This window comes from Variimorphobacter saccharofermentans (assembly GCF_014174405.1).
Classification (GTDB): Bacteria; Bacillota; Clostridia; order Lachnospirales; family Lachnospiraceae; genus Mobilitalea; species Mobilitalea saccharofermentans.
Genome location: NZ_JACEGA010000001.1, coordinates 1,455,001 through 1,478,946, shown reverse-complemented (window position 1 = coordinate 1,478,946; position 23,946 = coordinate 1,455,001). Strand labels below are relative to the sequence as shown.

The 23,946-nt window shown below is 38.4% G+C and carries 17 protein-coding genes, 1 tRNA gene and 1 rRNA gene (1 of these 19 only partly in view); 1 reads left to right on the top strand and 18 read right to left on the bottom strand.

From position 1 onward, the window contains the following. Positions 1-46: 46 nt before the first annotated feature. The 8 genes from H0486_RS06440 to H0486_RS06405 all read right to left on the bottom strand — a co-directional run bounded on the left by H0486_RS06440 (position 47) and on the right by H0486_RS06405 (position 10,175). Complete coding sequence (locus tag H0486_RS06440; RefSeq protein WP_228352215.1) at positions 47-1,681, bottom strand: LCP family protein; 1,635 nt, start codon at positions 1,679-1,681, stop codon at positions 47-49. 130 nt (positions 1,682-1,811) lie between these two features. After that, positions 1,812-3,290 (bottom strand): aminoacyl-histidine dipeptidase, encoded by a 1,479-nt coding sequence (locus tag H0486_RS06435; protein ID WP_323163534.1) that lies wholly within the window; start codon positions 3,288-3,290, stop codon positions 1,812-1,814. A 219-nt stretch (positions 3,291-3,509) separates the two neighbouring features. Continuing rightward, the gene (locus tag H0486_RS06430; protein WP_228352213.1) at positions 3,510-4,874 is read right to left on the bottom strand and encodes a PFL family protein; all 1,365 of its coding nucleotides are present in this window, start codon (positions 4,872-4,874) and stop codon (positions 3,510-3,512) included. An 11-nt stretch (positions 4,875-4,885) separates the two neighbouring features. Then, a complete protein-coding gene (locus H0486_RS06425) occupies positions 4,886-5,158 on the bottom strand; it encodes an ACT domain-containing protein (RefSeq protein WP_228352212.1) in 273 nt (90 codons plus the stop codon). Between the two features lie 76 nt (positions 5,159-5,234). After that, positions 5,235-6,026: an MBL fold metallo-hydrolase gene (locus tag H0486_RS06420; RefSeq protein ID WP_228352211.1), complete on the bottom strand. Its 792-nt coding sequence runs from the start codon at positions 6,024-6,026 to the stop codon at positions 5,235-5,237. A 178-nt stretch (positions 6,027-6,204) separates the two neighbouring features. Beyond that, entirely contained in the window at positions 6,205-6,795 is a 591-nt protein-coding gene (gene coaE, locus H0486_RS06415) for a dephospho-CoA kinase (RefSeq protein ID WP_228352210.1), read from the bottom strand. A gap of 21 nt (positions 6,796-6,816) precedes the next feature. After that, a complete protein-coding gene (polA, locus tag H0486_RS06410) occupies positions 6,817-9,465 on the bottom strand; it encodes a DNA polymerase I (RefSeq protein WP_228352209.1) in 2,649 nt (882 codons plus the stop codon). 254 nt (positions 9,466-9,719) lie between these two features. Further along, positions 9,720-10,175: an anti-sigma factor gene (locus tag H0486_RS06405; RefSeq protein WP_228352208.1), complete on the bottom strand. Its 456-nt coding sequence runs from the start codon at positions 10,173-10,175 to the stop codon at positions 9,720-9,722. Positions 10,176-10,276: 101 nt separating this feature from the next. Here H0486_RS06405 and H0486_RS06400 point away from each other — a divergent pair. Beyond that, positions 10,277-10,359 (top strand) — tRNA-Leu (locus H0486_RS06400). 334 nt (positions 10,360-10,693) lie between these two features. On the opposite strand, the gene H0486_RS06395 is transcribed toward H0486_RS06400, so the two are convergent. The 10 genes from H0486_RS06395 to H0486_RS06350 form a co-directional block, all read right to left on the bottom strand. After that, a complete protein-coding gene (locus tag H0486_RS06395) occupies positions 10,694-11,263 on the bottom strand; it encodes a DUF6323 family protein (protein WP_228352207.1) in 570 nt (189 codons plus the stop codon). Between the two features lie 11 nt (positions 11,264-11,274). Then, complete coding sequence (locus H0486_RS06390) at positions 11,275-12,129, bottom strand: DUF6179 domain-containing protein (RefSeq protein ID WP_228352206.1); 855 nt, start codon at positions 12,127-12,129, stop codon at positions 11,275-11,277. Between the two features lie 152 nt (positions 12,130-12,281). Then, positions 12,282-13,343 carry a glycosyltransferase gene (locus H0486_RS06385; protein ID WP_228352205.1) on the bottom strand — a complete coding sequence of 354 codons (1,062 nt, stop codon included), beginning with the start codon at positions 13,341-13,343 and terminating at the stop codon, positions 12,282-12,284. A 49-nt stretch (positions 13,344-13,392) separates the two neighbouring features. Next, complete coding sequence (locus H0486_RS06380; protein WP_228352204.1) at positions 13,393-13,857, bottom strand: 6-carboxytetrahydropterin synthase; 465 nt, start codon at positions 13,855-13,857, stop codon at positions 13,393-13,395. Beyond that, the gene (locus tag H0486_RS06375; RefSeq protein ID WP_228352203.1) at positions 13,854-14,948 is read right to left on the bottom strand and encodes a hypothetical protein; all 1,095 of its coding nucleotides are present in this window, start codon (positions 14,946-14,948) and stop codon (positions 13,854-13,856) included. Before H0486_RS06375 ends, H0486_RS06380 begins: the two co-directional genes overlap by 4 nt. A gap of 45 nt (positions 14,949-14,993) precedes the next feature. Then, positions 14,994-16,361: a TIGR03111 family XrtG-associated glycosyltransferase gene (locus tag H0486_RS06370; protein ID WP_228352202.1), complete on the bottom strand. Its 1,368-nt coding sequence runs from the start codon at positions 16,359-16,361 to the stop codon at positions 14,994-14,996. Further along, positions 16,333-16,938, bottom strand: a complete 606-nt coding sequence (gene xrtG, locus H0486_RS06365; RefSeq protein WP_228352201.1) for an exosortase family protein XrtG — start codon at positions 16,936-16,938, stop codon at positions 16,333-16,335. Before xrtG ends, H0486_RS06370 begins: the two co-directional genes overlap by 29 nt. Positions 16,939-16,942: 4 nt before the next feature. Next, on the bottom strand, positions 16,943-18,157 hold the full coding sequence (locus H0486_RS06360; RefSeq protein ID WP_228352200.1) for a Firmicu-CTERM sorting domain-containing protein: 1,215 nt from the start codon (positions 18,155-18,157) through the stop codon (positions 16,943-16,945). 34 nt (positions 18,158-18,191) lie between these two features. Next, on the bottom strand, positions 18,192-21,308 hold the full coding sequence (locus H0486_RS06355) for a 6-pyruvoyl-tetrahydropterin synthase-related protein (protein ID WP_228352199.1): 3,117 nt from the start codon (positions 21,306-21,308) through the stop codon (positions 18,192-18,194). Between the two features lie 326 nt (positions 21,309-21,634). Next, positions 21,635-23,946 (bottom strand): 23S ribosomal RNA (locus H0486_RS06350); it runs 764 nt beyond the window's last position.

Sequence of the window (23,946 nt, the reverse complement as noted above, 5' to 3'; positions counted from 1 at the left end):
GGGAATGTATTTAAAACGCAATATATCTAGAATCACTTCACACAAATCATTGATTTGCAGTACTATCAGTTGATGTAGTTGAGTTCGTTGTAGTACCAGTACCTACCGTTGTATCATTCGTTGTGGCAGTCACCGATGGTCCAAAGATAAATTCATGTAAAACATTTGTATTCTTTTCTAAATCCGGAATTAATACGTCCATTCCACGAACGCTGACATTATCTGTGAAAGCACCATCGACAGGAATACGAAGCTGTTCCATATCCATTGTACCCATATCAATAAAGGTATTTAATAAGACTTCGAAATTCTTACTATCAATATCTGTCTTAATCATTGGAAGTAAGCTAAACATGATAGGTGCCAGTTCCACCTTACTCTTGTTTTTATACTTCTCAAAAATAGCATTTAGAATAATTCGATGACGGTCAGTTCTTCCGTAATCATTATTATTTCCGGTAATTGTTGCTCTTTTACGTACGCGGCTATAGCCAAGTACCTGGTTTCCATTTAGCAGCTGTTTGCCTTCGACAACATTACGATATTTCGGATTAGAGATGTAATTTGTTGAATTTAAATATCGAGCTTCTCCTGCCGTTAATGTAATTTCCAAACCACCCATAGTGTCAATAATCTTTTCAAAGTTCTCAAAGTTTACCATAACACAGCCATCCAAGCGAATATCAAAATTTAATGCTATGGTTTCATACAGCAGCTCAAGACCGCCTTTTTCGTATGCCGTGTTCAGTTTATTGTCCTTATATCCAGGAATCTGAACATATAAATCACGCATGAGTGAGGTAAGCTTCACATCCTTCGTGATGGTATTCATGGTCGCAATTATAATTACATCAGTACGACCTCTGGAAGTACCGGAACCAATGGCCTCTTCTCCTAATAATAATATATTATATACACCATCCTCATGCCTTCCGTCTCCCGGGTGATCCGGCCATACAATTTTGTTTTGATCATATTCTGGTAGATCTGATGCCAGGTCCTCTTCATCCAGATAATCCGTATCTGCTATTGCCTCGGCCGTTTCTTCGAAATCATCGGTCATAGCTTCCCATATCTTACCGCCGATATCGATTCCCATATTCATGAGTATTTTATTACCAGGTTTCGTTGTTCCGAGGAAAAATCCTAATCCAACAAGGAAAAGTAAGGTAAGAAGAACTCCACTTTGAATTCGAAACCAACTATGTTTCTTCTGCTGAGGCTGTAGTTCCTGCTCCTCCGGTTGTTCCTCCGCATCCATTTCTTCACATATCTGTCTTGCCAGCGAAGCATTGATATAATGTAATGCTTCATCAATGTCCTCATTAATCGCTACCTTTTCTGAGAATTGCTGCTGAGCAGTTTCTTCCATTTTGAGTCTTTCGTTTTTATGATATTCTACAGTATTTTGATATGCTGTATGTCCATGATAAGAATCATTAACATCTTCTTCTACAGTATCTTCATTCGTACTTGCATAATCGAATTGGTCTTCTGATAAATCTATTTCTTCCGTTGTATTCTGTGCAATTTGATCCTGCTCATTGATATCTTCATTCGCTAATTCCGTCTCATCAGCATTAGCATCCCCCAGCACTCGATCAATGTTTTTATAAAAATTAGTATTAAACTCAGGATCAAACTCGAAATCAAATGTAGAATTTGAATTATCCTTATCCATTTTTCCATCTCCTAATATCTAAGCTTCTTATGAAGCGATTTCGTTGCAGATAAAATCCCCTTTTACTCTAGTTTACTGACATTCATCAGCACTGCTAGATAAAATACCATGTAAATGTGTCATATAAGTGTTATTCTTCTATCTTTTCCATAATTATCATTTCCAGTAATTGATATACCCGAATTGTTGAAGAAATACTTAACTTTTCTTCAATTGTATGAACCCCTGTCATGTCGGGACCAATGGAAACGATATCAACTCCGGGAAGCTTCTCATAGATTATCCCGCATTCCAGTCCGGCATGGATGGCCTCAACCTTCATCTGCTTACCATAAAGTCTTTGGTATATCTTCTGAATATGCTCTCTCAATGGTGAATCCTTTTTAAACTCCCATGCAGGATATTCTGCTCGAACAAAATAATCCCCGCCTAAGAAACTCGCCATATAATTAAGACGATCGCTAAGATTCTTCTTATAGCTACTAAATGAGCTACGAATTGAGTTGCAGAATACAGCCTTGTCCTCTTCAATCTGAGTAATTCCCAAGTTGATAGAGCTTTCTACAAGACCTTCTACATTGGAGCTCATCACCTGAACTCCATAAGGCATGTGCACCAGGAAAAAGAGTATTTTCTCGAAGGAAACTGAATGGATGATATCATAAGTATCCTCTCCCATGTCCTCGATCTTCCAATTCAACTCAGGCTCACTTCCTGATAACTCTTTTTGAATGCTCTGCATGATATCTTCGATAGCTTGTTCAAAACGAAGATATACATCGGTCAAGCTCTGTTCCCCACTGGCTGATAGAAAAATCTCTGCTTCTGCCTCCCGTGGGATGACATTATCTTTATAACCACCCTGCAAATGAATGAGTCCATAAGCTTCTCTTTCTCTGAGTTCAAAAAGCAACCTTCCGATCAGCTTGGTCGCATTGGAGCGGTTATTACCGATATCTATACCGGAATGTCCACCCAATAACCCACCAATGCTTATCCTTATCTTCTTACCGTACTCTGATACTCTTTTTACCGGAAGTGTACTGGTACCGGTCAAGCCACCTGCACAACTGCACAGGAGATATCCCTCTTCTTCCGAGTCCAGATTAATCATGTATTTCCCATGTAATTTAGAAAGGTCCAGAGCTTTCGCTCCGTTCATTCCCACTTCTTCATCCGTCGTAATGATTGCTTCCAGTCTTGGATGCGGTAGTGTTTCATCAGATAGAAGAGCTAAAATATACGCAACCGCTATTCCATTGTCCGCTCCCAGGGTTGTACCATCTGCACGGAGATAGTCCCCCTCCACAATAATCTTAATACCATCCTTAAGAAAGTCATGTGTATGCTCCTTACGTTTTTCACAGACCATATCCATATGCCCCTGTAAGATAATTGCAGGTTCATTCTCGTATCCTGAGGTAGCTTCTTTAATCATTATGACATTATTCGCTTCATCTTGAGTGTACTCCAAATGATGTTCTTTTGCAAAGGAAACCAAATATTCACTAATTTCCTCTTCGTTTCCCGAACCTCTGGGTATTGCTGATATTTCCTGAAAATAATGAAAAATTCTCTTGTAATCCTGAATTTCTAAGTTCTTCTCCATTCTCATACATGCCTTTCTTGATAAATATTCACTTGTAAAACGGCCGAAAGAACCGAGTAGCAAATTCTCTATCTTACTGCTTACTATAAGATTAGACGAAGGAAGCTAAGTCTCGGTTCAAGTAAATTATTTACAATATTAAACTTATCTTTCAGTGCTTTCATGAAACGCATAGTAAGTCATTGAATCGCTTACTTTTGTATATCCATTCCATTTATCTTAATTCTTAAAACTGTGTATCGGTGCAGGAATTCTACCTCCACGATTAATGAAGTCATCACATCCAAAAGGATTCACTTTCATAACTGGTGCATAACCAAGCAGACCACCAAATTCTACGCGGTCTCCTACAGATTTACCAATGACCGGAATAATTCTTACCGCTGTTGTTTTCTGATTAATCATTCCGATTGCCATCTCATCGGCTATAATTCCTGAAATTGTCGTTGCTTTCGTATCTCCTGGAATTGCAATCATATCAAGACCTACGGAGCATACACAGGTCATTGCTTCCAGTTTCTCCAGGGATAATGCTCCGGCTTCTACAGAATCAATCATACCCTGATCCTCACTAACGGGAATAAAAGCTCCACTTAATCCTCCTACATAGGAGGAAGCCATTACACCACCCTTTTTAACCTGATCATTCAATAAAGCTAATGCGGCTGTCGTTCCGGGTGCCCCTACATATTCTAATCCAATCTCTTCCAGAATTTCAGCTACACTATCACCAACTGCAGGTGTAGGTGCCAAGGATAAATCAATAATACCAAATGGAACATTCAGTAGCTTAGAGGCTTCCTGAGCAACAAGCTGACCTACACGAGTAATCTTAAATGCAGTCCTCTTAATTGTTTCACATAAGGTCTCGAAATCTGCTCCCCGAGCACTTTCCAATGCCTTTTTTACTACACCGGGACCGCTAACACCCACATTGATTACCGCATCTCCTTCCGTTACACCATGGAAGGCTCCTGCCATAAACGGATTGTCATCGGGAGCATTACAAAATACCACTAATTTGGCACATCCAATGGAATCCCTGTCTTTGGTTAGTTCTGATGTCTGAAGAATGATCTCACCAAGAAGTTTTACAGCATTCATATCAAGTCCGGTCTTCGTAGAGCCGACATTCACCGAACTACAGACTCTTTCTGTCTGACTCAATGCTGTGGGAATTGATTTGATTAACAGCTCATCACTGACCGTCATTGCTTTTGAAACCAAAGCGGAATATCCTCCGATAAAATTCACACCCACTGTAGATGCCGCACGATCTAAGGTTTTCGCAATTGTTACATAATCCTCCGGTGTTTTACATGCTGCTGCACCTACTAATGAAATCGGTGTAACAGAAATTCTTTTATTTACAATGGGTATTCCATATTCTCTCTGAATTTTATTACCGGTGGACACGAGATCCTTAGCAATAGTCGTTATCTTGTCGTAAATCTTCCGGTTTAGTTCCTCCAGATTCGGATCAGCACAATCCAGTAAACTGATACCAAGTGTAATTGTTCTGACGTCCAGATTTTCCTGTTCAATCATCTTATTCGTTTCGATGACTTCATGTATGTTGATCATGGTAACCTCCATTATATTCTGTGCATTTTATCAAAGATTTCTTCACGCTGAGTCTTAATAATTACTCCGATTTCCGCACCAATCTGCTCCAGTTCTTCCGATACCTCATCAAAATCCTTCGGAACATCTGTCAAATCCACAATCATCATCATGTTAAAGAAGCCTTGAACAATCGTCTGAGAAATATCTAAAATATTAATACGATTATTTGCTAAATAGGTACAAACCTTTGCAATAATACCTACGGTATCCTTACCAACCACTGTGATTACTGTTCTTTTCATACTCTCCTCATTTCTGCGATGTCTTCTCCATCGGTAAATCATTACCTATCGGAGATCTTCAGCGCTTATTCTATATTTATACCATAACCATCGATGACGGTCTATCCCGATGAGCTACGTTTACATTTCCTGCTAGAAAATCACTGCCACAGTTCGTTAATTCACAACAAACTGTCTCATATGCAAGTTCCTCATAATTATTTTCTTTACTAAGATGTGCCAGCAATATATTTTTCAATTTGGGATGAATTAAACGGTTAATTAGATTCGCAGAGGTCTCATTGGATAAATGGCCTCGATCTCCTAATATTCTTTGCTTTAAATAATAAGGATACTTCCCTACCATCAGCATATTTACATCATGGTTCGCTTCAATAAATAAAAGCTCTGAGTCCTCCAGCTTCGATATGATATAATCATCGTATTTTCCCAGGTCTGTTGCAATACCGATTTTATGCCCCTCCGATTGCATCGTATAGCATACCGGATTGGCCGCATCATGGGAAGTTGAAAATGGCTCTACCTGAATATCATTTATCAAAAAGCTTTCATTCGGTTTAACATAGCGAAATAGTTCAACCGGAATGTCACCCAAGCTCTTTATTGATTGAATGGAACGTACTGTCTCATAGGTTGCATAGATCGGAATATGATATCTGCGTGCCAGTATCCCAAGACCGGATATATGGTCGGAATGCTCATGGGTAATCAGTATCCCCTGTATGGTATCCGGAAATATATCTATCCCATTCAGTCCATTTTCTATTCTCTTTGCACTAATTCCGGCATCTACCAGTAAATTCGTATTATTGCTTCCGACATAAATGCAGTTCCCACTGCTGCCGCTTGCTATACTGCATAATTTCATGTCTATCTTCCTATCTTTTATATGAATTATTAGTCCCAATAGCTTGTATATATTCTAAATGAGTATCCCTCATTTCAGATATTTTGTCAAGATATATTCTTTTTGGTCGGTACCTTCCCCACCCTGACCCTATGATATATAATGACTTCTTTATTTATATAGCCTTTAGCATAGGATGTTAGTCTAATAACAGTCTTTGTATCTGTACTTCCAGTTCATCGACATCTCCTGTATTCTCTATAATAATACTATATCTCTCCCTGAATGCGGCATCTTTACTCTGACTCTTAAAAATAGCATCCATCTTCTCATCCGAGTAATCTCTATCCCTTTTCAGTCGCTTTCGTCTTTCTTCCTCCGGACTATATACGTACCATACCTCATCGCAGAAATAATCATAGCCGGCTTCAATCATTAACGCTGTCTCTATTACGATATATGGAATATTACCAACTTCCCGTAATGTATTGACTTCCTCCAAAACCGCTTTAAGTACCTGAGGATGGGTAAGTTCATTTAACTTTTTTAATTTTTCCTTATTATCAAATACAATAGCAGATAACTTTTGACGATCGATGGATTTATCTTCTGCAACAATATCCTGCCCGAAATAATCAATAACGCCTTGATAGCTTGCGCCTCCCGGCTCCATCTGTTTCTTTGCTATCGCATCCGTATTGACAATATAAGCGTTGTACTTCTTCTTTAATATATCTGCCACCAGTGATTTACCACTGCCAATTCCACCAGTTATTCCTATTACCTTCATATGCTCACACCTTGCTGTACTCTATTTCGCTTCGTACCAGTTATTTCCTTCTTTTACCTCAGCTTCTAAAGGAACTGATAATTCAGCAGCACTCTGCATCTCCTCTACCATGATTTTGGCCACCTGTTCGATTTCCTCTTTATGTGTCTCTACTAATAATTCATCATGTATCTGAAGAATAAGTCTGGAACGATAGTTACCTTCCTTAAGTTTTTGGTTTACCCGAAGCATGGCAATCTTAATAATATCCGCAGCCGTTCCCTGTATTGGTGAATTCATAGCTACTCTTTCACCGAAGGAGCGTTGCATAAAATTACTGGAGTTTAGCTCCGGTATCGGTCTCCTGCGTCCGAATAAGGTGGTAGAGTATCCTAATTCTTTAGCATCCATTACCAATCGATCTAGATATGCTTTCACATTCGGATAGGTCTGGAAATACTTATCAATATACCGCTCTGCTTCCTTACGGGTAATATTCAGGTCCTGCCCCAGTCCAAAGGAGCTGATACCATATACAATACCGAAGTTGACTGCCTTAGCACTGCTTCGCTGTGCTGGTGTCACTTCCTCAAACGGTATATGGAATACCTCTGAAGCCGTAATCCGGTGAATATCCTTCGCTTCCCGATATGCAGCAATCAGCCTTTCATCCCCTGACATATGTGCCAGAACACGAAGTTCAATCTGGGAATAATCAGCATCTAAGAAGACATAATTCTCCTCTGGAATGAAAACTTTACGAATCTGTCTTCCCAACTCCATCCGGATCGGAATGTTCTGCAGGTTCGGATCCGTACTGCTGATTCTACCTGTGGCGGTTATAGTCTGATGAAACTTACCATGGATCCGCTCATCTGCCTGAATATATCCTGCCAGACCATCCGCATAGGTGGATTTCAACTTGGTTAGTTGCCGATACTCCAGAATCATTGCCACAACAGGATGCTCGGACTGAAGCTTTTCTAAAATATCCGCAGAGGTGGAGTATCCAGTTTTGGTTTTTTTACCAAAGGGAAGCTGAAGCTTTTCAAATAAGATGACGCCCAGCTGTTTCGGAGAATTAATATTGAATTTCTCACCCACTAATTCATAGATATTCTTTTCCAGCTTATCAATTCCTACGGTTAAATTATCGCCATATTCTCTGAGAGCGTCTTTGTTTACTCTGATTCCTCGAACCTCCATATCATGGAGCGTATAGATTAACGGCATTTCGATTGTCTCAAATAGCTGCTGCATACCAGCTCGGAATAATAAATCACGCAACTTTTCTGCAGAACGAAAAGCAATGTAAGCGCTATAACAAGCATAGGATAAAAAGGCTTCCTTGTTCTCATTCATAGCAGAAACAAGACTGTTCTTTCCTAATAAATCATCTCTGGAGGGCACAGTAAGCCCAATATAATCTCTGGCAATATCATCATAATGATAGGTATCCGTTAATGGATTAAGCAGATATGCCGCAACGGAAGCATCAAACATATTATCCTTTTCTGTCACCTTAAGGTAAGTTAGCTGTTCTTTTAATCCTATAACGGAGGTCAGATAGCCTTTCCTTGCCAGATGACTCGCACTGATCGTTAAATACTCCTTTGTAATACGTTCATCGCATTGAATAAAGAATATATTCTCCTCTTCCTTACATAGAGATAAACCAAGAAAGCTGTCATTCTCAAATATCAGCTGTAATCCTATCGGATGAGCGACTTTATCCTGTATAGATGCAAAGATTTGACTAGCTTCTCCGGGTTCAGTAATCCACTGAAAGTTTTTCTCAATTCCGGTGGTATGACTCACTTCCTCTGTCTGAAATCTGGACAGAAGACTCTTGAACTCAAGGCGTTTAAAGAGTAGATAGACCTCCTCATTATATAAATTACCAAGAGTCGCATCCTCTATCTTAAATTCCAAATCACAATTTGTATTGATTGTCGCTAACTGCTTTGATAAGAATGCAATTTCGCGATTCTCCTTAAGCGATGTTGTTACTTTACTTGGACTCATTTCATCGATATGCTGGTATATATTTTCGATAGACTGATAGCTTTCAATTAACTTGCCGGCTGTTTTTTCTCCTATTCCGGGAACACCGGGAATATTATCCGAAGCATCACCCATAAGGCCTTTCAGATCAATAAACTGCTTCGGTGTAACATGATAGCGTTCCACTACGTCCTGAGCATAGTAATCCTCAATCTCTGTTCCTGTTCTCTTTGTCTTCGGGATTCGAATCTTGATTTTATCACTGGCAAGCTGAAGCAAATCCCTATCACCGGATACCAAAGATACCTGATTCCCAGCCTCTTCTGCTCTGGTTGCTAAAGTGCCTAGAATGTCATCTGCTTCATAGCCCGGCTTTTCGAGAATCGCGATATTCATCGCTTTTAACACTTCCTTCATAACAGGAACCTGTTCGCGCAGCTCCTCCGGCATTCCTTTTCTCGTTCCCTTATATTCAGCATACATTTCATGCCGAAACGTAGGATGATTGGTATCAAAGGCTACCGTAAGATAATCCGGCTTTTCCTCATCTAGAATTTTAAACATAATGCTTATAAAGCCAAGCACTGCATTGGTATGTTCCCCCTTTGATGTAGTCATATCCGGAAGTCCATAAAATGCTCTATTTAATATACTGTGTCCATCAATTAATACTATTTTCTTAGCCATAATCATTATCTGTAGGAACAAGAAAACCTATTTACTCTGCGAAATCAATCATTATTCTGCCAAACCTCCACATACTGGAGTGACAGAACACATTTTATAAGGTAAAGCGATTCATAATTAGCTCCTACGAAACTCCTTTCCATGTTAATAATTCTGGGAACTCCTATCGCATCTTCCCAACCGAACCTATTATATCTTCATCAAATCGATCGTATCATTTCAATTAGATATATGGAATAACTATCATTATATTATTAATCATTATCCAACTCTTCCAGTCGTATTTGTAATAGTTTTTCCAGATCATTATTACGAATATCCCGAAATGAGTCTCTTAGGCCAAAGGTACTTTCCAATACCTGCGTAACATCTTGTCCGTCCTTATAAGAATAACGGAAGCTGATGAAAAAAGCCAGCAGAATCATAGATAAAAATAGAATAGCTTTTTTTCGAAAATATGTATATTTTGCATGGATTACCCTTTCCTGGGCTTTTTCCAACTCCTTAGACAGCTCCAATCCATAATCATCGGATAAATTCTTATCCTCGTCCAATTGTTTCATCGCAGTAAGAAGCACATAATATACCTCTAACTCCTCATGACAGTTCTGACAGTGATTAATATGATTTAAAAAGGCCTCTGTATCCTTGAGGTTCAATTCCTTATTAATAAACGGTGTAATCATATTCTGAGCTCTACTGCAAATCATGGATAACAGCTCCTTTGTTAGCTTTCATTATTTTCTTCTGGAATTTAATTTTCATACTTGAAATCTAAAATCAATTGTGCTAGAATAATCTTCGTCACTAAGCGGATGTGGCGGAATGGCAGACGCAGCAGACTCAAAATCTGCCGAGGGCGACTTCGTGGGGGTTCAAGTCCCTTCATCCGCAGTAGCTAGGAAGTCCACAAGGTCCTGTATTTAAAGACCTTGTGGATTTTTTATTACTTCAATACTCTGAATATATTTCTTAAATAGTATCTCATTTATTCGTTCTATTTCATTTTGTTCCCTTGATAAGACAATTTTACCACTCGTAATCTGGTATTGCAACAACTCCTATGAATCGTATCTTTTTATCCCTTCGAAATACAAAGCAGTGCCATTTTGGGAATATCTATGGCTAGTGTATATGGTAGATGGTCAGATTATTTATATCGATTTGATATTGATGATCGACAAAACTATGGTAAGATATTTATTCGAAGCTGATTGATGTTTTCCCATTAATTAATCATATCGTCCAGTTTCGCTTTATATAACCCATAATCCCACCGTATCTCCTCGGATAATATATCATATTCATTTTCCGTTTCTCTTAAAGAATACTCATCCCGAAGTCTGGACTGCAACTGATTATTAAATCCTGAGCGGGTCGCTCTTGCATACCGTTCCATGCAAGTATTGCATAGATAATCCATATCCCCATAACACACTTCGTCAAATTGCTTTCTCATAAAACTTAGCAGTTCATCATCTGTAAGCTCATCCTGAGTTTCATTTTTGAATTGATAGAATATATCCTGAAGCTGTTCCAGAGTATCTGCATAGGAATCCTGATTAATAAACTGTGAATCACAGAAATAGTAGATTATCTTTGGAAGAATACCCTCTCCAAACTCTACTCTCCTCGTCTCTGCTAATGTTTCCTTACGACATAACATCAAATGATTCGCCTCTTTTTCAGATAATACCAAACCATATTTTTCTGTCTTTTTATTACATTCAAGTACCCGTTCAAGTTCCTGCTTTTGCTGTTGTACTAACATTAAATCGAATATAGTATGATCATCCATCGTATCGCCCCCTATAATAAATTACCGTAACAGTGATTCTTAACCGTATTCCTAAGTTCCTCTGATATATTCGAGATCTCATTAGCCAGATAACGATATAAATTCTGGTCTCCTGAATATTTATCATTGATGAATGCTTGCAGATAACTATATAATCTTTCCTCCAGTTCCTCCTTACTCAATTGACAAATGATCTCGGAAAGCTTGTGAAAGTTATCTGTATTATAGTCCATATCTTCAAGCCTAGTATCAATCAATCGATTGACAAGGAATTTTTTTAATAATACTCCACATAGATTGAATATTAATTCTTCGTAATCGGAATGATACAAGACTAATACTTTCCTTATATATTCATCGGGGAAGTATCTTAAGAATTTTTGCTCCATCTGTATGCAAAGCAGGTAACGATATATCAAATCGATGCCTTCTAAGTCATGCAGCGGTTCTAGAACATTATAGTCAATTAGAATGATATGTTTCATCGGATTCAGTACCGGATCATACCATTTGAAGAATTCTGGTATTCCCTTGACCACCGTATCATAATATGCGTGATTTCCATAATCTTTAAAGTCTAATATGATATTATTATATAGCTCATTTGCTTTTCTTATCTTATCAACTACGCATCGATATCCGTTGTCATAGGCTTCCCTGGCTGTCTGAAATCTTTTTTCCATAGAAACAAGGGCTTCTGAATTTTCTTGACAATCAAAAGCCCTGTAATTTTCCTGTATACAGTACATAACTGCGCCCATCAACTGTTGTGCTGCCTCATAGGTTATGGAAGTACTTTCTTTGCTTGTATAACTGTCCGTAAGTTCCTTTACCAAAATAAGTAGCTCTTCAATATTATACTCCAATTATGATTCCTCCTGTTATGATATGAACCTATTGTATAATCGGAGGTTTTGATTTACAAGTCTTGTAAAATGGGCGATTTTGTGGTATTATATAATCACAAAATAATATATTTTTTTCTATGTTCATCTTTCTAAATCATGATAATCTGGCATTACTCCTTTGAATGGAAAACCCATTTCATCTGTATCCGATAACCAAGTAAGAACAATACAAAGTCTACCAGGATTTTTATAATAACTTCATTAACATGCAATAACTTATATAGTAACGTAACTCCTGTAGCAGAAGCGATCATCTGAAGGAGACACAATACATAATACTTAATCACAGTTGATTTTGTATTATCCTTACTTTGGAAGACATTATTCTTATTCATAGTAAAATTATAAATTGAGGAAAATATTCTAGCAATTATAGTGCTTATTATGATGTAGTAATCCGGAATGATATTACGAAATACGGCATTAAAAATCACAAATAAAATTGCATCAATTGCGAAGGAAGAAATTGCAGATAACACAAACTTGAAAAACATAGCATATATCTTGATTGAATCCGTAAGAGGATTAAAATGAGAGGATTTATTATTCTCGAGATAGATCGTCTGAATCGGTATTTCCATAATTCTTATCTTCTTTTCCTTAGCATGAATCAGCATATTCATCTCATATTCAAAGCGCTCACCACTAACGTCCAGAAATTCCATCATATGCTTTTGTGACAAGCCTCTTAATCCAGTCTGAGTATCTGATAAGCTGATACCACATAACATACTTAATACTTGACGTGTTATGATATTACCTGCTTTGCTACGAAATGGAACATTGCCACTGGAGAAGTCCCTGCTTCCCAGAATAAGGCAATCTTGATGACGGTATAGCTCATCCATGCATCGAATGATATCCTGAACACTATGCTGTCCATCCGAATCGACGGTAACCGCACCAGTGCAATTATGCCAGCGGGTAATGATATAGTTAAAGGCTGTCTTTAATGCTCGTCCCTTTCCGAGATTAATAGCATGTTCCAACACTTTACATCCAAAGTCATTTGCTGCCTTGTCGTAAAATTCCGCATACTTTCTGCTGCTTCCATCGTTTACAATAAGTATCAGCTGAAATCCTGCGTTTTTTAGATTTTGAATCAAATCGATCATTCGTTGATCTGGGTTTAAGGATGGAATAATAATTGCAGTTTGTTCAAGATAAGTCATATACACCCTCCTTTTTATTTCATTTGTCTTTTGAATCGTTATGATTGTGTTACCTATTATTGTTGTCAGGTGTTTCCACAGGGATTGAAAATGAGCTATCGATAATATCTTTAACAAGATTTTTCCGTTGAAGCTCAGTTGTTATACTATTTTCTACCAGACTTATAATATAGGATCTGGTCGGAGTTTCACTTACCTCTAATTCGTAAACTGCCCATCCCAGCGGCTGCATAATACCTTGTAAGCTCTTCATAAGAAACTCTGATATATTCTCTAAGGTTGGATTAATTACATCAAAGGGCTGATAGCAATTTAAGAATTTATTCTGATATTTCTCTAAAAAGGCTTCAATTATCGTCTCTACTTCATCAAACTTGACAAATTGTTCCTGTTGTTTAATTGCATTTATTTGAATTTCCCAAGTGTGAGGATGCCTTTCTCCCATGATACCCTGGATATAAATAGCATGACTCGCATTCAGATAGAATTTAAATCTATATTGGCTATATCTCATATCCGATCTCCTATTTTTTCTTCCGGTAACATAACATACATTAATATGTCTTCCTGATAATCTCCGAAGCTGATAACATATTGCTGGTGAAACACTTGTATAAAGTACTTGGCATCTCTGTACGAAGAATTCGGCAGTAAGACTAAGAATTCATTCTCAGACCATAAGCAGCTAATACAATTATCCACATAAAAGCGGTCCAGTTGGGCAGCAACATTGGTGTATAGCTCCTGTCGAGGAGCTTGTATTTTAATACAGACCTTAAATGTCTGTTTTTTCTGTTCCTCACTTAAATTATGTATAATGCTTTCCACTAAGTCCTTTGCTAATAATCCACTTGTTCGATTTGATGTTTTATTTATCGTTATTTTTAAAATATCCTCGTTTAATTTATCGATCAATAAACGACTATTCGCTGTTTCACTCTCCAACTGGTTAATCTTAAGTCTATCTTTTTTTGTCTTCTGTAGCAGGAAAAAGGTAAGTGATATAAAGGCTATGATAATAAGAGTCAGATAGGTATATACATGAAGAAGCAGTAGTTGCATCTTCATCTTCGTTGTTAAATAATATTCTCTGGAGCAAATACCCAATTTATAATTCACATTATCATACGTATAAGAGGCAACTGATACATAGTAATCTCTATGATCGTATAATTTAGCCCTTAATGATCCGGAGTGACCTTCTATCCTAAATCCTTCTTTATCTAGCGGTCGAATCACGTCTTCCAGCTTTCCACTATATTTATCCAGCAGACTTAAGGTTGTGTTATCATCCTTAAGAAATATGATTTGATCATCTTTCGCAACAAAGCAAAATATACTGGAAGATGTAGAAAAATTACTTTTTATCATTTCTACCAGATTAGTATCATAAGATTGCGTATTCAACTCTGAAATCTCAGTAGCAGAATACATCATATCCAATACTCTTTCCTCTTGGGAAGCAGTATAGACAGCAATGCTATTTTTTGTAAAATTGTCAATATCCAGTACAACTAATACAAATATCAGGATGCAAAAAAGGATTACTGATAATAAGATTCTCCCATTCTTTGCAGTATTATCATCTTTCACTATTCTTTTCATTAGAATTCTACCTTTCCTTACGGAATGATAATGCTTTATTCTGAATTATTCTTCATATATATAATGTTTCATTCTTTTGATAATTTTCTTTACAAAAGATAAATCATCGTCTATCACTTTTCTGAATATTCCAAATTCCTCTTTGAAGGACTTTGTTCTCCAGTTGCTTGGTCCCTTTATGCTGTTAATAATACCGGCAAAGCGGAACCAGTACATAATAAAGTTAAATACCGGAAGCAAAATAATATAGGGCAGCTTCCTTGCATAATACTTTCTTAACTTCTTATCCCAATACAGGTAGGAGCATATATTTAGGTAATATAAAAACGCTGAGACGACATATAACAAATAAATAAACACAACCGAGATAACAATAAAACGGAATGGATAGTCCAAAAATGTCAGGCAGATTAACGCGAAATACCAAATCATTCTTGGAAACGCAAAGGTATGATCAAACAATAAAAGTCTGAGCATAAAATTATTCAGGATTCCCTTAATAAAATTATCCTCACCCGGGAACATATGTGCAACTTCCAGTTCTCCTCTCTGCCAACGTTGCCTTTGTACATACAAGGTCCGGAAATCTTCAATCGGATCAACAAAGAAGACAGCGTTCTCACACAGGTCAATCTTTCGCTTTAGTAAATGACGAACCTGAAAGGTTACATGAGTATCCTCACATACAGTATCCGTATTATATAACTGGGTTTTTAATATGGTTGATTTACGGAAGGCTGAAAAAGCACCGGACATCGTAAAGATACTGTTCCATTCAGCCTCATAGTTGCGTCCAGCCAAAAATGCCTGTGCATATTCATAAAATTCTGTTTTCTGCATACATCGCTTAAAAAAGCCTTTCGTATTATCGATCAACGCCGGATTTGTCAGAATTGCTCCCGTCATACAATGGATGTTTTTATGAGCTTCAAAACGACAAACCAGATTCTTAATTGCCTCCGGATGCAATGCACCATCACTATCTATGTGAATGATGTATTTCCCTTCACTATGAAATAAAGCCATATTAAGAGCCTTAGATTTCCCCTGTTGGGCATTCATCCACTTCATATTCATATAGGTATGGGTATATTGGTACTTTTGAAATACGCTGAAGCTATTATCCCTACTTCCGTTATTAACTAGTAAGATATTCATTTTCTCAATGGGATAACTGGACTTATTAACTGATTCAAGGCATTGTTCCAATGTTCCGGCCGAATTATATACTGGAATAATCAATGTAACATGAGGATAATAGATAGGTTCCGGATCATTCCGAAAGGTAATCCGCTTTTTAAGTAAAACAAAAAAGCCAAGAATTGCCGGGAATATCTCAATAATAAGGGGGATTACAACCCAAGCAGCCCAGAAAACTATTTTATTAGCGAGGACTTTCAGTATGTTCAGCATATTGGAATCCTCCTATCTTTTGTTTAACAATCTGCGTTTTTGTAAAAACATAATAATAAAGTAAAACCGACATGCTGTAAAATACCAATCGTCCAACAATCGTGTGAGCAATATAGTATGCATCATTACCATAAAGATAGATGATCGTACATATCACAAAGATACGTATTACATTAGCAAAGAATATTCCTACACATCCAATTGCACTAATTATCAGTCTTTGCCCGATATCATATACCTGAAAAAAAGCCAGCATGGAAACAAAGGCCATCATCTCAATAATTCCAGAGCATTCATAATCGATATATAAAGATATTGAGGAATCGTGGTTTGAAATAAAAAGCACACCATACTCATGATAAGCTTCAAAAAATCCGGTTATTCTCCCGAGAATTCCTGATGCAGAGGATACCAGTTCCATAAGCGGCTTTGTAGCAATAGGCTGTATGAAAGCCATTAAAAATATGAACAGCCCCACACTCCCCCATAAAAATTGGAAATAGTAAAGCTTACTTCTATAAAAAACTGTGAGTAAATATATCCAGATGATAAGGCAAATCACAAAAAATACATTCATAGCTTCACATCCTCTTATTTCTCGTTAAATAACCGTTTTCCCGAGCAAAATGTATAAAAATGCAAAGCAATACAACGCCTAAGCAAATAAGTATTCCACCATAGGAGCCAGTAGATACTCCAACCGCGTCTAAATTCTGACTTCCAACATTCGGTAAACTTACTGAGATATTGGCTCCACCACTAATGGTACCCGGTTCCAATCCAAGTGTCTCTTCCAACCGTGTCATATCAATCTTTAGTTCAACGCAGTTATTTCCTGCAATGGTTACCGCTGCTTCCCCGAGAGTTTGATTTGGCCAGTAAGTAAAGGGTGAAAGTCCGGTATATATTCCTTCATCCAAATTATATACGTCTTTGCTCCAATCCGTAGCACCTTGTTCATTTGGGAATCGAATATATAGCTGGTAAGAGGTATTATTGATGGTAATGCTTATGCCATCCAATGGTACTGTTTTATTACCATTTGCATCAACCTCATAGAATAAATAAATATATCCATCATCCTTTAATAAGGAAGCACGATTCGGTCTGCTTGGATCATAACCTACTTCCGTCATGGGCATACTTTCCCAATCATCATAGTATCCATCAATAATAATACCTGGTCTAGGTGGCTGCTCCACATTAGGATCCGGAGTCGGAAGCGGACTTGGAGTTGGAAAGGGTTCTCCTACATAATCAGCACTAAGCGTAACTGATCCCCCCGTATCCCAGGAAGCACTAACTGATGTAACCTCCATAGGCCTTACATTATCAGAAGACTGATCAGAGTTCGGTACAAAGATATCATAAACCGGAATCTTAATTTCCCACTCATTATAGCCATTGGCGCGATATACTATACCTTCTGCATTGCTGATATTGTTATACCAACTATTTTTTACAGATATATTAAAGGTACCATCGGCGCCACTATAATCATTACGTACAACGACAATACTTTTGCTTGTCCCATCACAATTAATATTAAGGGTAGGATAATTCGTATTCCAAGGCGACGATGGCTTTTCTACAACATGAATATAAATATATTGCTCATCGTATATGATCGCTGCCTGTGAAAAATATTGGCTACTGTCTGCGATATTGCTATGATAAACATTACTCCAGTCTGAAAAAGAGCCGTCAATAAACACAGCTCCCTCCGCATTGACATGCTTGGGATTGCATATTAGTAAAGTCAAAACAACTATCATTACTATAGAAATTTTCTTCATTAGTACCTTTCCTTCTTTCAATCGTTACAAATCATCATTTGTCACTCTTTTTATGAAATACTCTGTAGGTAATGATTAAGTAAATTGCAGTAGCTATAATTCCACTTATGCTAAGGAATAAGCTCTCTTTTAAATATGGGTACTTAATATGTATAATGGTTCGTCCTTTATTTACCACTAGCAAATTATTGTCCTGAACTAATGGTTTATCGCTATGGAAAATGTCGATCAAGGCCAGAGCGGTATTCACATTGTCATACTTACTGTCAATAATAATTCTGTCTGGAAGAAACTCTATCTCTAATGGAACTGGAACCCGCATAGGAATGTCTTCCAGTTTATCTCCGAAAAGCTCTGTCAAGAGTTTGGTAATCTCTACATCATTACTAATCAGAGCATGGTACAGTAGATTGAAACCAAGAAAATGGATATTGTCATATTTACCGGTTCCTGCAAATACAAGTTGTGTATCATTCAATGTACAATAACCGTCTATATGGGTAATACCATCAAGATATACTGTGTTCCATGAGATTACCTCATCGGTAATCTCCTCCTTCAACTCCTCTTCTTCACTTGAAAACTCTTGAGGCTGATATACTTTCCCCAGATAGTAAAGACTTGGAAAGTTTTCATGGAAAGCAATCACCTGTGCACTGACCCCAAGAATTTCATTTCGATTTGTCTTAGAGTTTACTGGTATTTTATTCATATCAATATATATCTGAACTCCATTCTCAGCTAATTTTCGTAAAATTGATTCTATATCATCTCCCTGGTTATAAGTAAAGTCAGACAAATAGATTTTGTCATAGTTTTTTAATTCCTCAAAAGTATAATCACTTAGATTTGTAGAATTACCTTCCTTAAATGAAGGAAATAACAGCGAAATGTTTTTTGCCGCTTCTCCAATTGCAATATTCTTATATGTAACAATTGTTCCAAAGCTTTCTCCGATCTCGCGATGAAAAACCATGGAATGTCCGGTTTGTAATACTAAGTCATAACCGGATTGTTTTCCTGCCTTAATTAGCTGCTCGATGTCTCTTTCCTTGTTTTCCAAATAATCAATCCGAAATAGTATTGTATCATCACCTAACTCAAGACACCGGTCAAATAAAAAATAGTAATTACCATAGGTTAATGCACTGTTAATCTGAACAATATTGGATGCTGTTCTGGCACCTTCCCAACCCGCTCCAAAGGTATATTGTACTTTAGGCTCAACTCCAGATACATAGTAAGGCGCAAAAGCACCATAGGTACTCAGATCAAATAAAGTCATTCTCTGTTGTGTTACTTCCTTCGCTTGAACAATTGCTAGAGCTTCTGCTTTATTATATTGTGCTTGTCTTACATCTGTAACTCTTTTCTCTGGCTCTGCATAAATGTATTGATAGGATGGCAGGATGTCCAATATTATTATGATTCCTATCATAATGTACACCCATTTTTTTAAATCTCTCCACAATATAATGGACATATAAATTAATGCCAGAGATAACGGTATAAACCGTATCATCCATAAATACTGGCTAAAGGGAAGCTTAACAAATATCGAGTACATGGATTTTGAGGTACAGAAAAAGATAAGCATCGCCGTTAAAAAACTAGAACGCACCTTCTTCGTGCCGAGCAAAACTCCCAATATATTTATCACAAACAAGGACAATCCATAATAAAATACACTCAAATCACCTTGTACACGATCAGTCGGATTCAAGGATTGAATAACATTTTCAAAGAAAATACTCATTACCTGGTTCGTACTGTTTCCTTTTGATACAGCCCCTCCATTTAATGCAGGAAATAACCATATACCAATAAGGGCAAAGGACAAAATCATTCCAATCAATATGAATTTATGCATTTTAAAGCTTTTATTCGCAAACGCATGAACAATAAGATATATTAATACGGAAAAAAGAACCATAGTAGCAATGCCGGCATGGCATAATCCTATTAATGCATTTATAAATATTAGAGAAACTAAAGATGACCATTTCTTCTCTTCTAATGTAATCCATATAAAATAGAACAAAAAGGGAAGTAAGGAATTTATGAGTGCACGGGGCAAATTACCATCATCAATTTGCACCCTCATATTCTCAGGTAATAAAAACCAGGTAATACCAATAAAAGTGGAAAGACCTATACGATTGTATTTCCATCCGAATAATAGCCATCCACTGCCTCCGATAAAGTAAACCACTCCAATAAATAATAAATATGCATTCAACGCATCCCCTTGGGCAAAATACTGTAATAATGCTATGAAGTATAGTGGCAGTGGTCCCCAATATCTCATAATCTCCACTCCGTTATACCACATATTGTCATATAGAGGATACCAAACACCGGATTGAATCGAATGATAAATCAAATCCGCCCGATAGATATGGCATAATGTATCCGATCCACGTGGATATACACCGCTTATCTTTATCACATACATGATACTGATGGAAGATGCGAGTAACAGCATTAAAGCGACTGCGAGTTTTAATAGTTTTCTACTTTTTTTCTCTGACTTAACTGGTTCTCTTCCATGTTTAGATTGTGTTGTATATGCTTCCGTATACGATTTATTCTCATTGGATATATCCGCAGTATCCTTCGCTAATTCTATTAGAGGGTTGATCTCCTCTTTATTGACTTTCTTACTATCAGTTGCGGCTATTTCTTCGTATATATTATCTCTTAACGATAAATCATCTTCACCGATCACAGTACTCGCATTATAAACCGGTAATACCTGTAATTCATTAATTGTACTATCCAGTATTTTTTCCGATACCGAATAAATACGGGTCGGATTTTCGTATATCTCCAGCCTTACCAGCTCGAAATTCTTTTCAAGTAGTTTTTTACATAAAATAGTGTAAAAGGCATCTCCAATGGTTTCTAACGTAGCCGTAGTATTATAAAACAAAAGAGTTTCTTCTAAAAGTTTGTTCTGAAATTGACTTAGCCAGTTGGATATATAGGACTCAATATCTTCGTAAAGTACCAACTCCAAATCATAATCAGACAGATTATTTAAATATAGAACAATAGTAAAATTATGGAAGTGGTATTGATTGGATGAGTTAACCAGAGCAGAATGACTTGCATGAAGTTCAAATTTAAATTTATACCCCCGAAAGCTCATACCTTTTCGCTACCTCGACTTTTTTCGTTATCTATAGAATTACTACTCTGGTCTTACTGAAGTAGTTATCGTATTTATTGCTGTTATAGTATTTATTACATCTAAAATTATTTGTAATTGTTACCATTATTATACTACTAAAATCGACAAATGGAAAGATGAAATATCTAAAGTAAAATAAGAAAAAACTCAAAGCAAGATACAACGCTTTGAGTTATATATAGTAAAACTATTGGGGTCATGTTAATTGACAAAATACTACACAAGAAAATGTACATCCAAGAGCTTCGTCTTGCGACTCCGCTCTTCCACTATATACCCTTTTTTAGGTTAAGCCCTCGACCTATTAGTAACAATCAGCTACATGCGTTACCGCACTTCCACCTTTGTCCTATCCACCTTGTCGTCTTCAAGGGGTCTTACTAGCTTGTGCTATGGGATATCTTATCTTGAGGGGGGCTTCACGCTTAGATGCCTTCAGCGTTTATCCCTTCCAAACTTGGCTACTCGGCCGTGCCATTGGTATGACAACCGATGCACCAGTGGTTCGTCCAACCCGGTCCTCTCGTACTAAGGTCAGCTCCTCTCAAATATCCTGCGCCCACGCCGGATAGGGACCGAACTGTCTCACGACGTTCTGAACCCAGCTCGCGTACCGCTTTAATGGGCGAACAGCCCAACCCTTGGGACCTACTACAGCCCCAGGATGCGATGAGCCGACATCGAGGTGCCAAACCACTCCGTCGATGTGAACTCTTGGGAGTGATAAGCCTGTTATCCCCAGGGTAGCTTTTATCCGTTGAGCGATGGCAATCCCACTTTATACCACCGGATCACTAAGTCCTACTTTCGTACCTGCTCCACCCGTCGGTGTCACAGTCAAGCTCCCTTCTGCCTTTGCACTCTTCGAATGGTTTCCAACCATTCTGAGGGAACCTTTGAGCGCCTCCGATACCCTTTCGGAGGCGACCGCCCCAGTCAAACTCCCCGCCTGACATTGTCCACCAGCCGGTTCACGGCTGCATGTTAGAAACCCAGTAACACAAGGGTGGTATCCCAACAGCGGCTCCTCTACGACCGGAGTCATAGATTCTTAGCCTCCCACCTATCCTGTGCATGCATTACCGAGTCCCAGTATCAAGCTAGAGTAAAGCTCCATGGGGTCTTTCCGTCCTGGCGCGGGTAACCAGCATCTTCACTGGTATTTCAATTTCACCGGGTGCATTGTTGAGACAGTGCCCAAATCATTACGCCTTTCGTGCGGGTCAGAACTTACCTGACAAGGAATTTCGCTACCTTAGGACCGTTATAGTTACGGCCGCCGTTTACTGGGGCTTAAGTTCAACGCTTCGCAAGGAACTAAAGTTCCTGCTAACGTCTCCCCTTAACCTTCCAGCACCGGGCAGGCGTCAGCCCATATACTTCACCTTACGGTTTTGCATAGACCTGTGTTTTTGCTAAACAGTTGCTTGGGCCATTTCTCTGCGGCCTGCTTTCGCAGGCGCCCCTTCTCCCGAAGTTACGGGGCCATTTTGCCGAGTTCCTTAACAATGCTTCTCCCGTCGGCCTTAGGATTCTCTCCTCATCTACCTGTGTCGGTTTACGGTACGGGCTTATGCAGAACAATAGCGGATTTTCTTGACGGCTTGGGTTCGGAAGCTTCGCTACTTTTGGTTCGCTCCTCATCACACTTCAGCATCATCCGGGGGATTTGCCTCCCTGACTCGCCTTTGTGCTTGAACCGGTTTTTCCTTTCCCGGCTCTTCCTACCCTTCCGTGTCCCCACAGTTCTGTCTGCATAAGGTACAGGAATTTCAACCTGTTGTCCATCGACTACGCTTCTCAGCCTCGCCTTAGGTCCCGACTTACCCGGGGCAGATCAGCTTTACCCCGGAAACCTTGGATATTCGGCCTAGAAGATTCTCACTTCTATCTCGCTACTCATTCCGGCATTCTCTCTTCTTAAATCTCCACTGCTCCTTCCGGTACAGCTTCGTCGTTTTAAGAATGCTCCTCTACCAATTGATTTCTCAATTCCACAGCTTCGGTGTCGTGTTTTAGCCCCGGACATTTTCGGCGCAGGATCTCTCGACTAGTGAGCTATTACGCACTCTTTGAATGTATGGCTGCTTCTAAGCCAACATCCTAGTTGTCTCTGAAATCCCACATCCTTTTCCACTTAACACTCACTTTGGGACCTTAGCTGGTGGTCTGGGCTCTTTCCCTTTTGACTACCCAACTTATCTCGTGTAGTCTGACTCCCGATCATTATTTATACGGCATTCGGAGTTTGATATGCTTCGGTAAGCTTTGACGCCCCCTAGGCAATTCAGTGCTCTACCTCCGTTAAACTAAATCGAGGCTAGCCCTAAAGCTATTTCGAGGAGAACCAGCTATCTCCGGGTTCGATTGGAATTTCTCCCCTATCCACACCTCATCACCACCCTTTTCAACGGATGTGTGTTCGGTCCTCCACCACCTTTTACGGCGGCTTCAACCTGGACATGGATAGATCACCCGGTTTCGGGTCTACTCTTACAGACTTGACGTGCTTTTAACACTTGGTTTCCCTTCGGCTCCAGACTTTCAGTCCTTAACCTTGCCTGCAAAAGTAACTCGCCGGACCGTTCTACAAAAA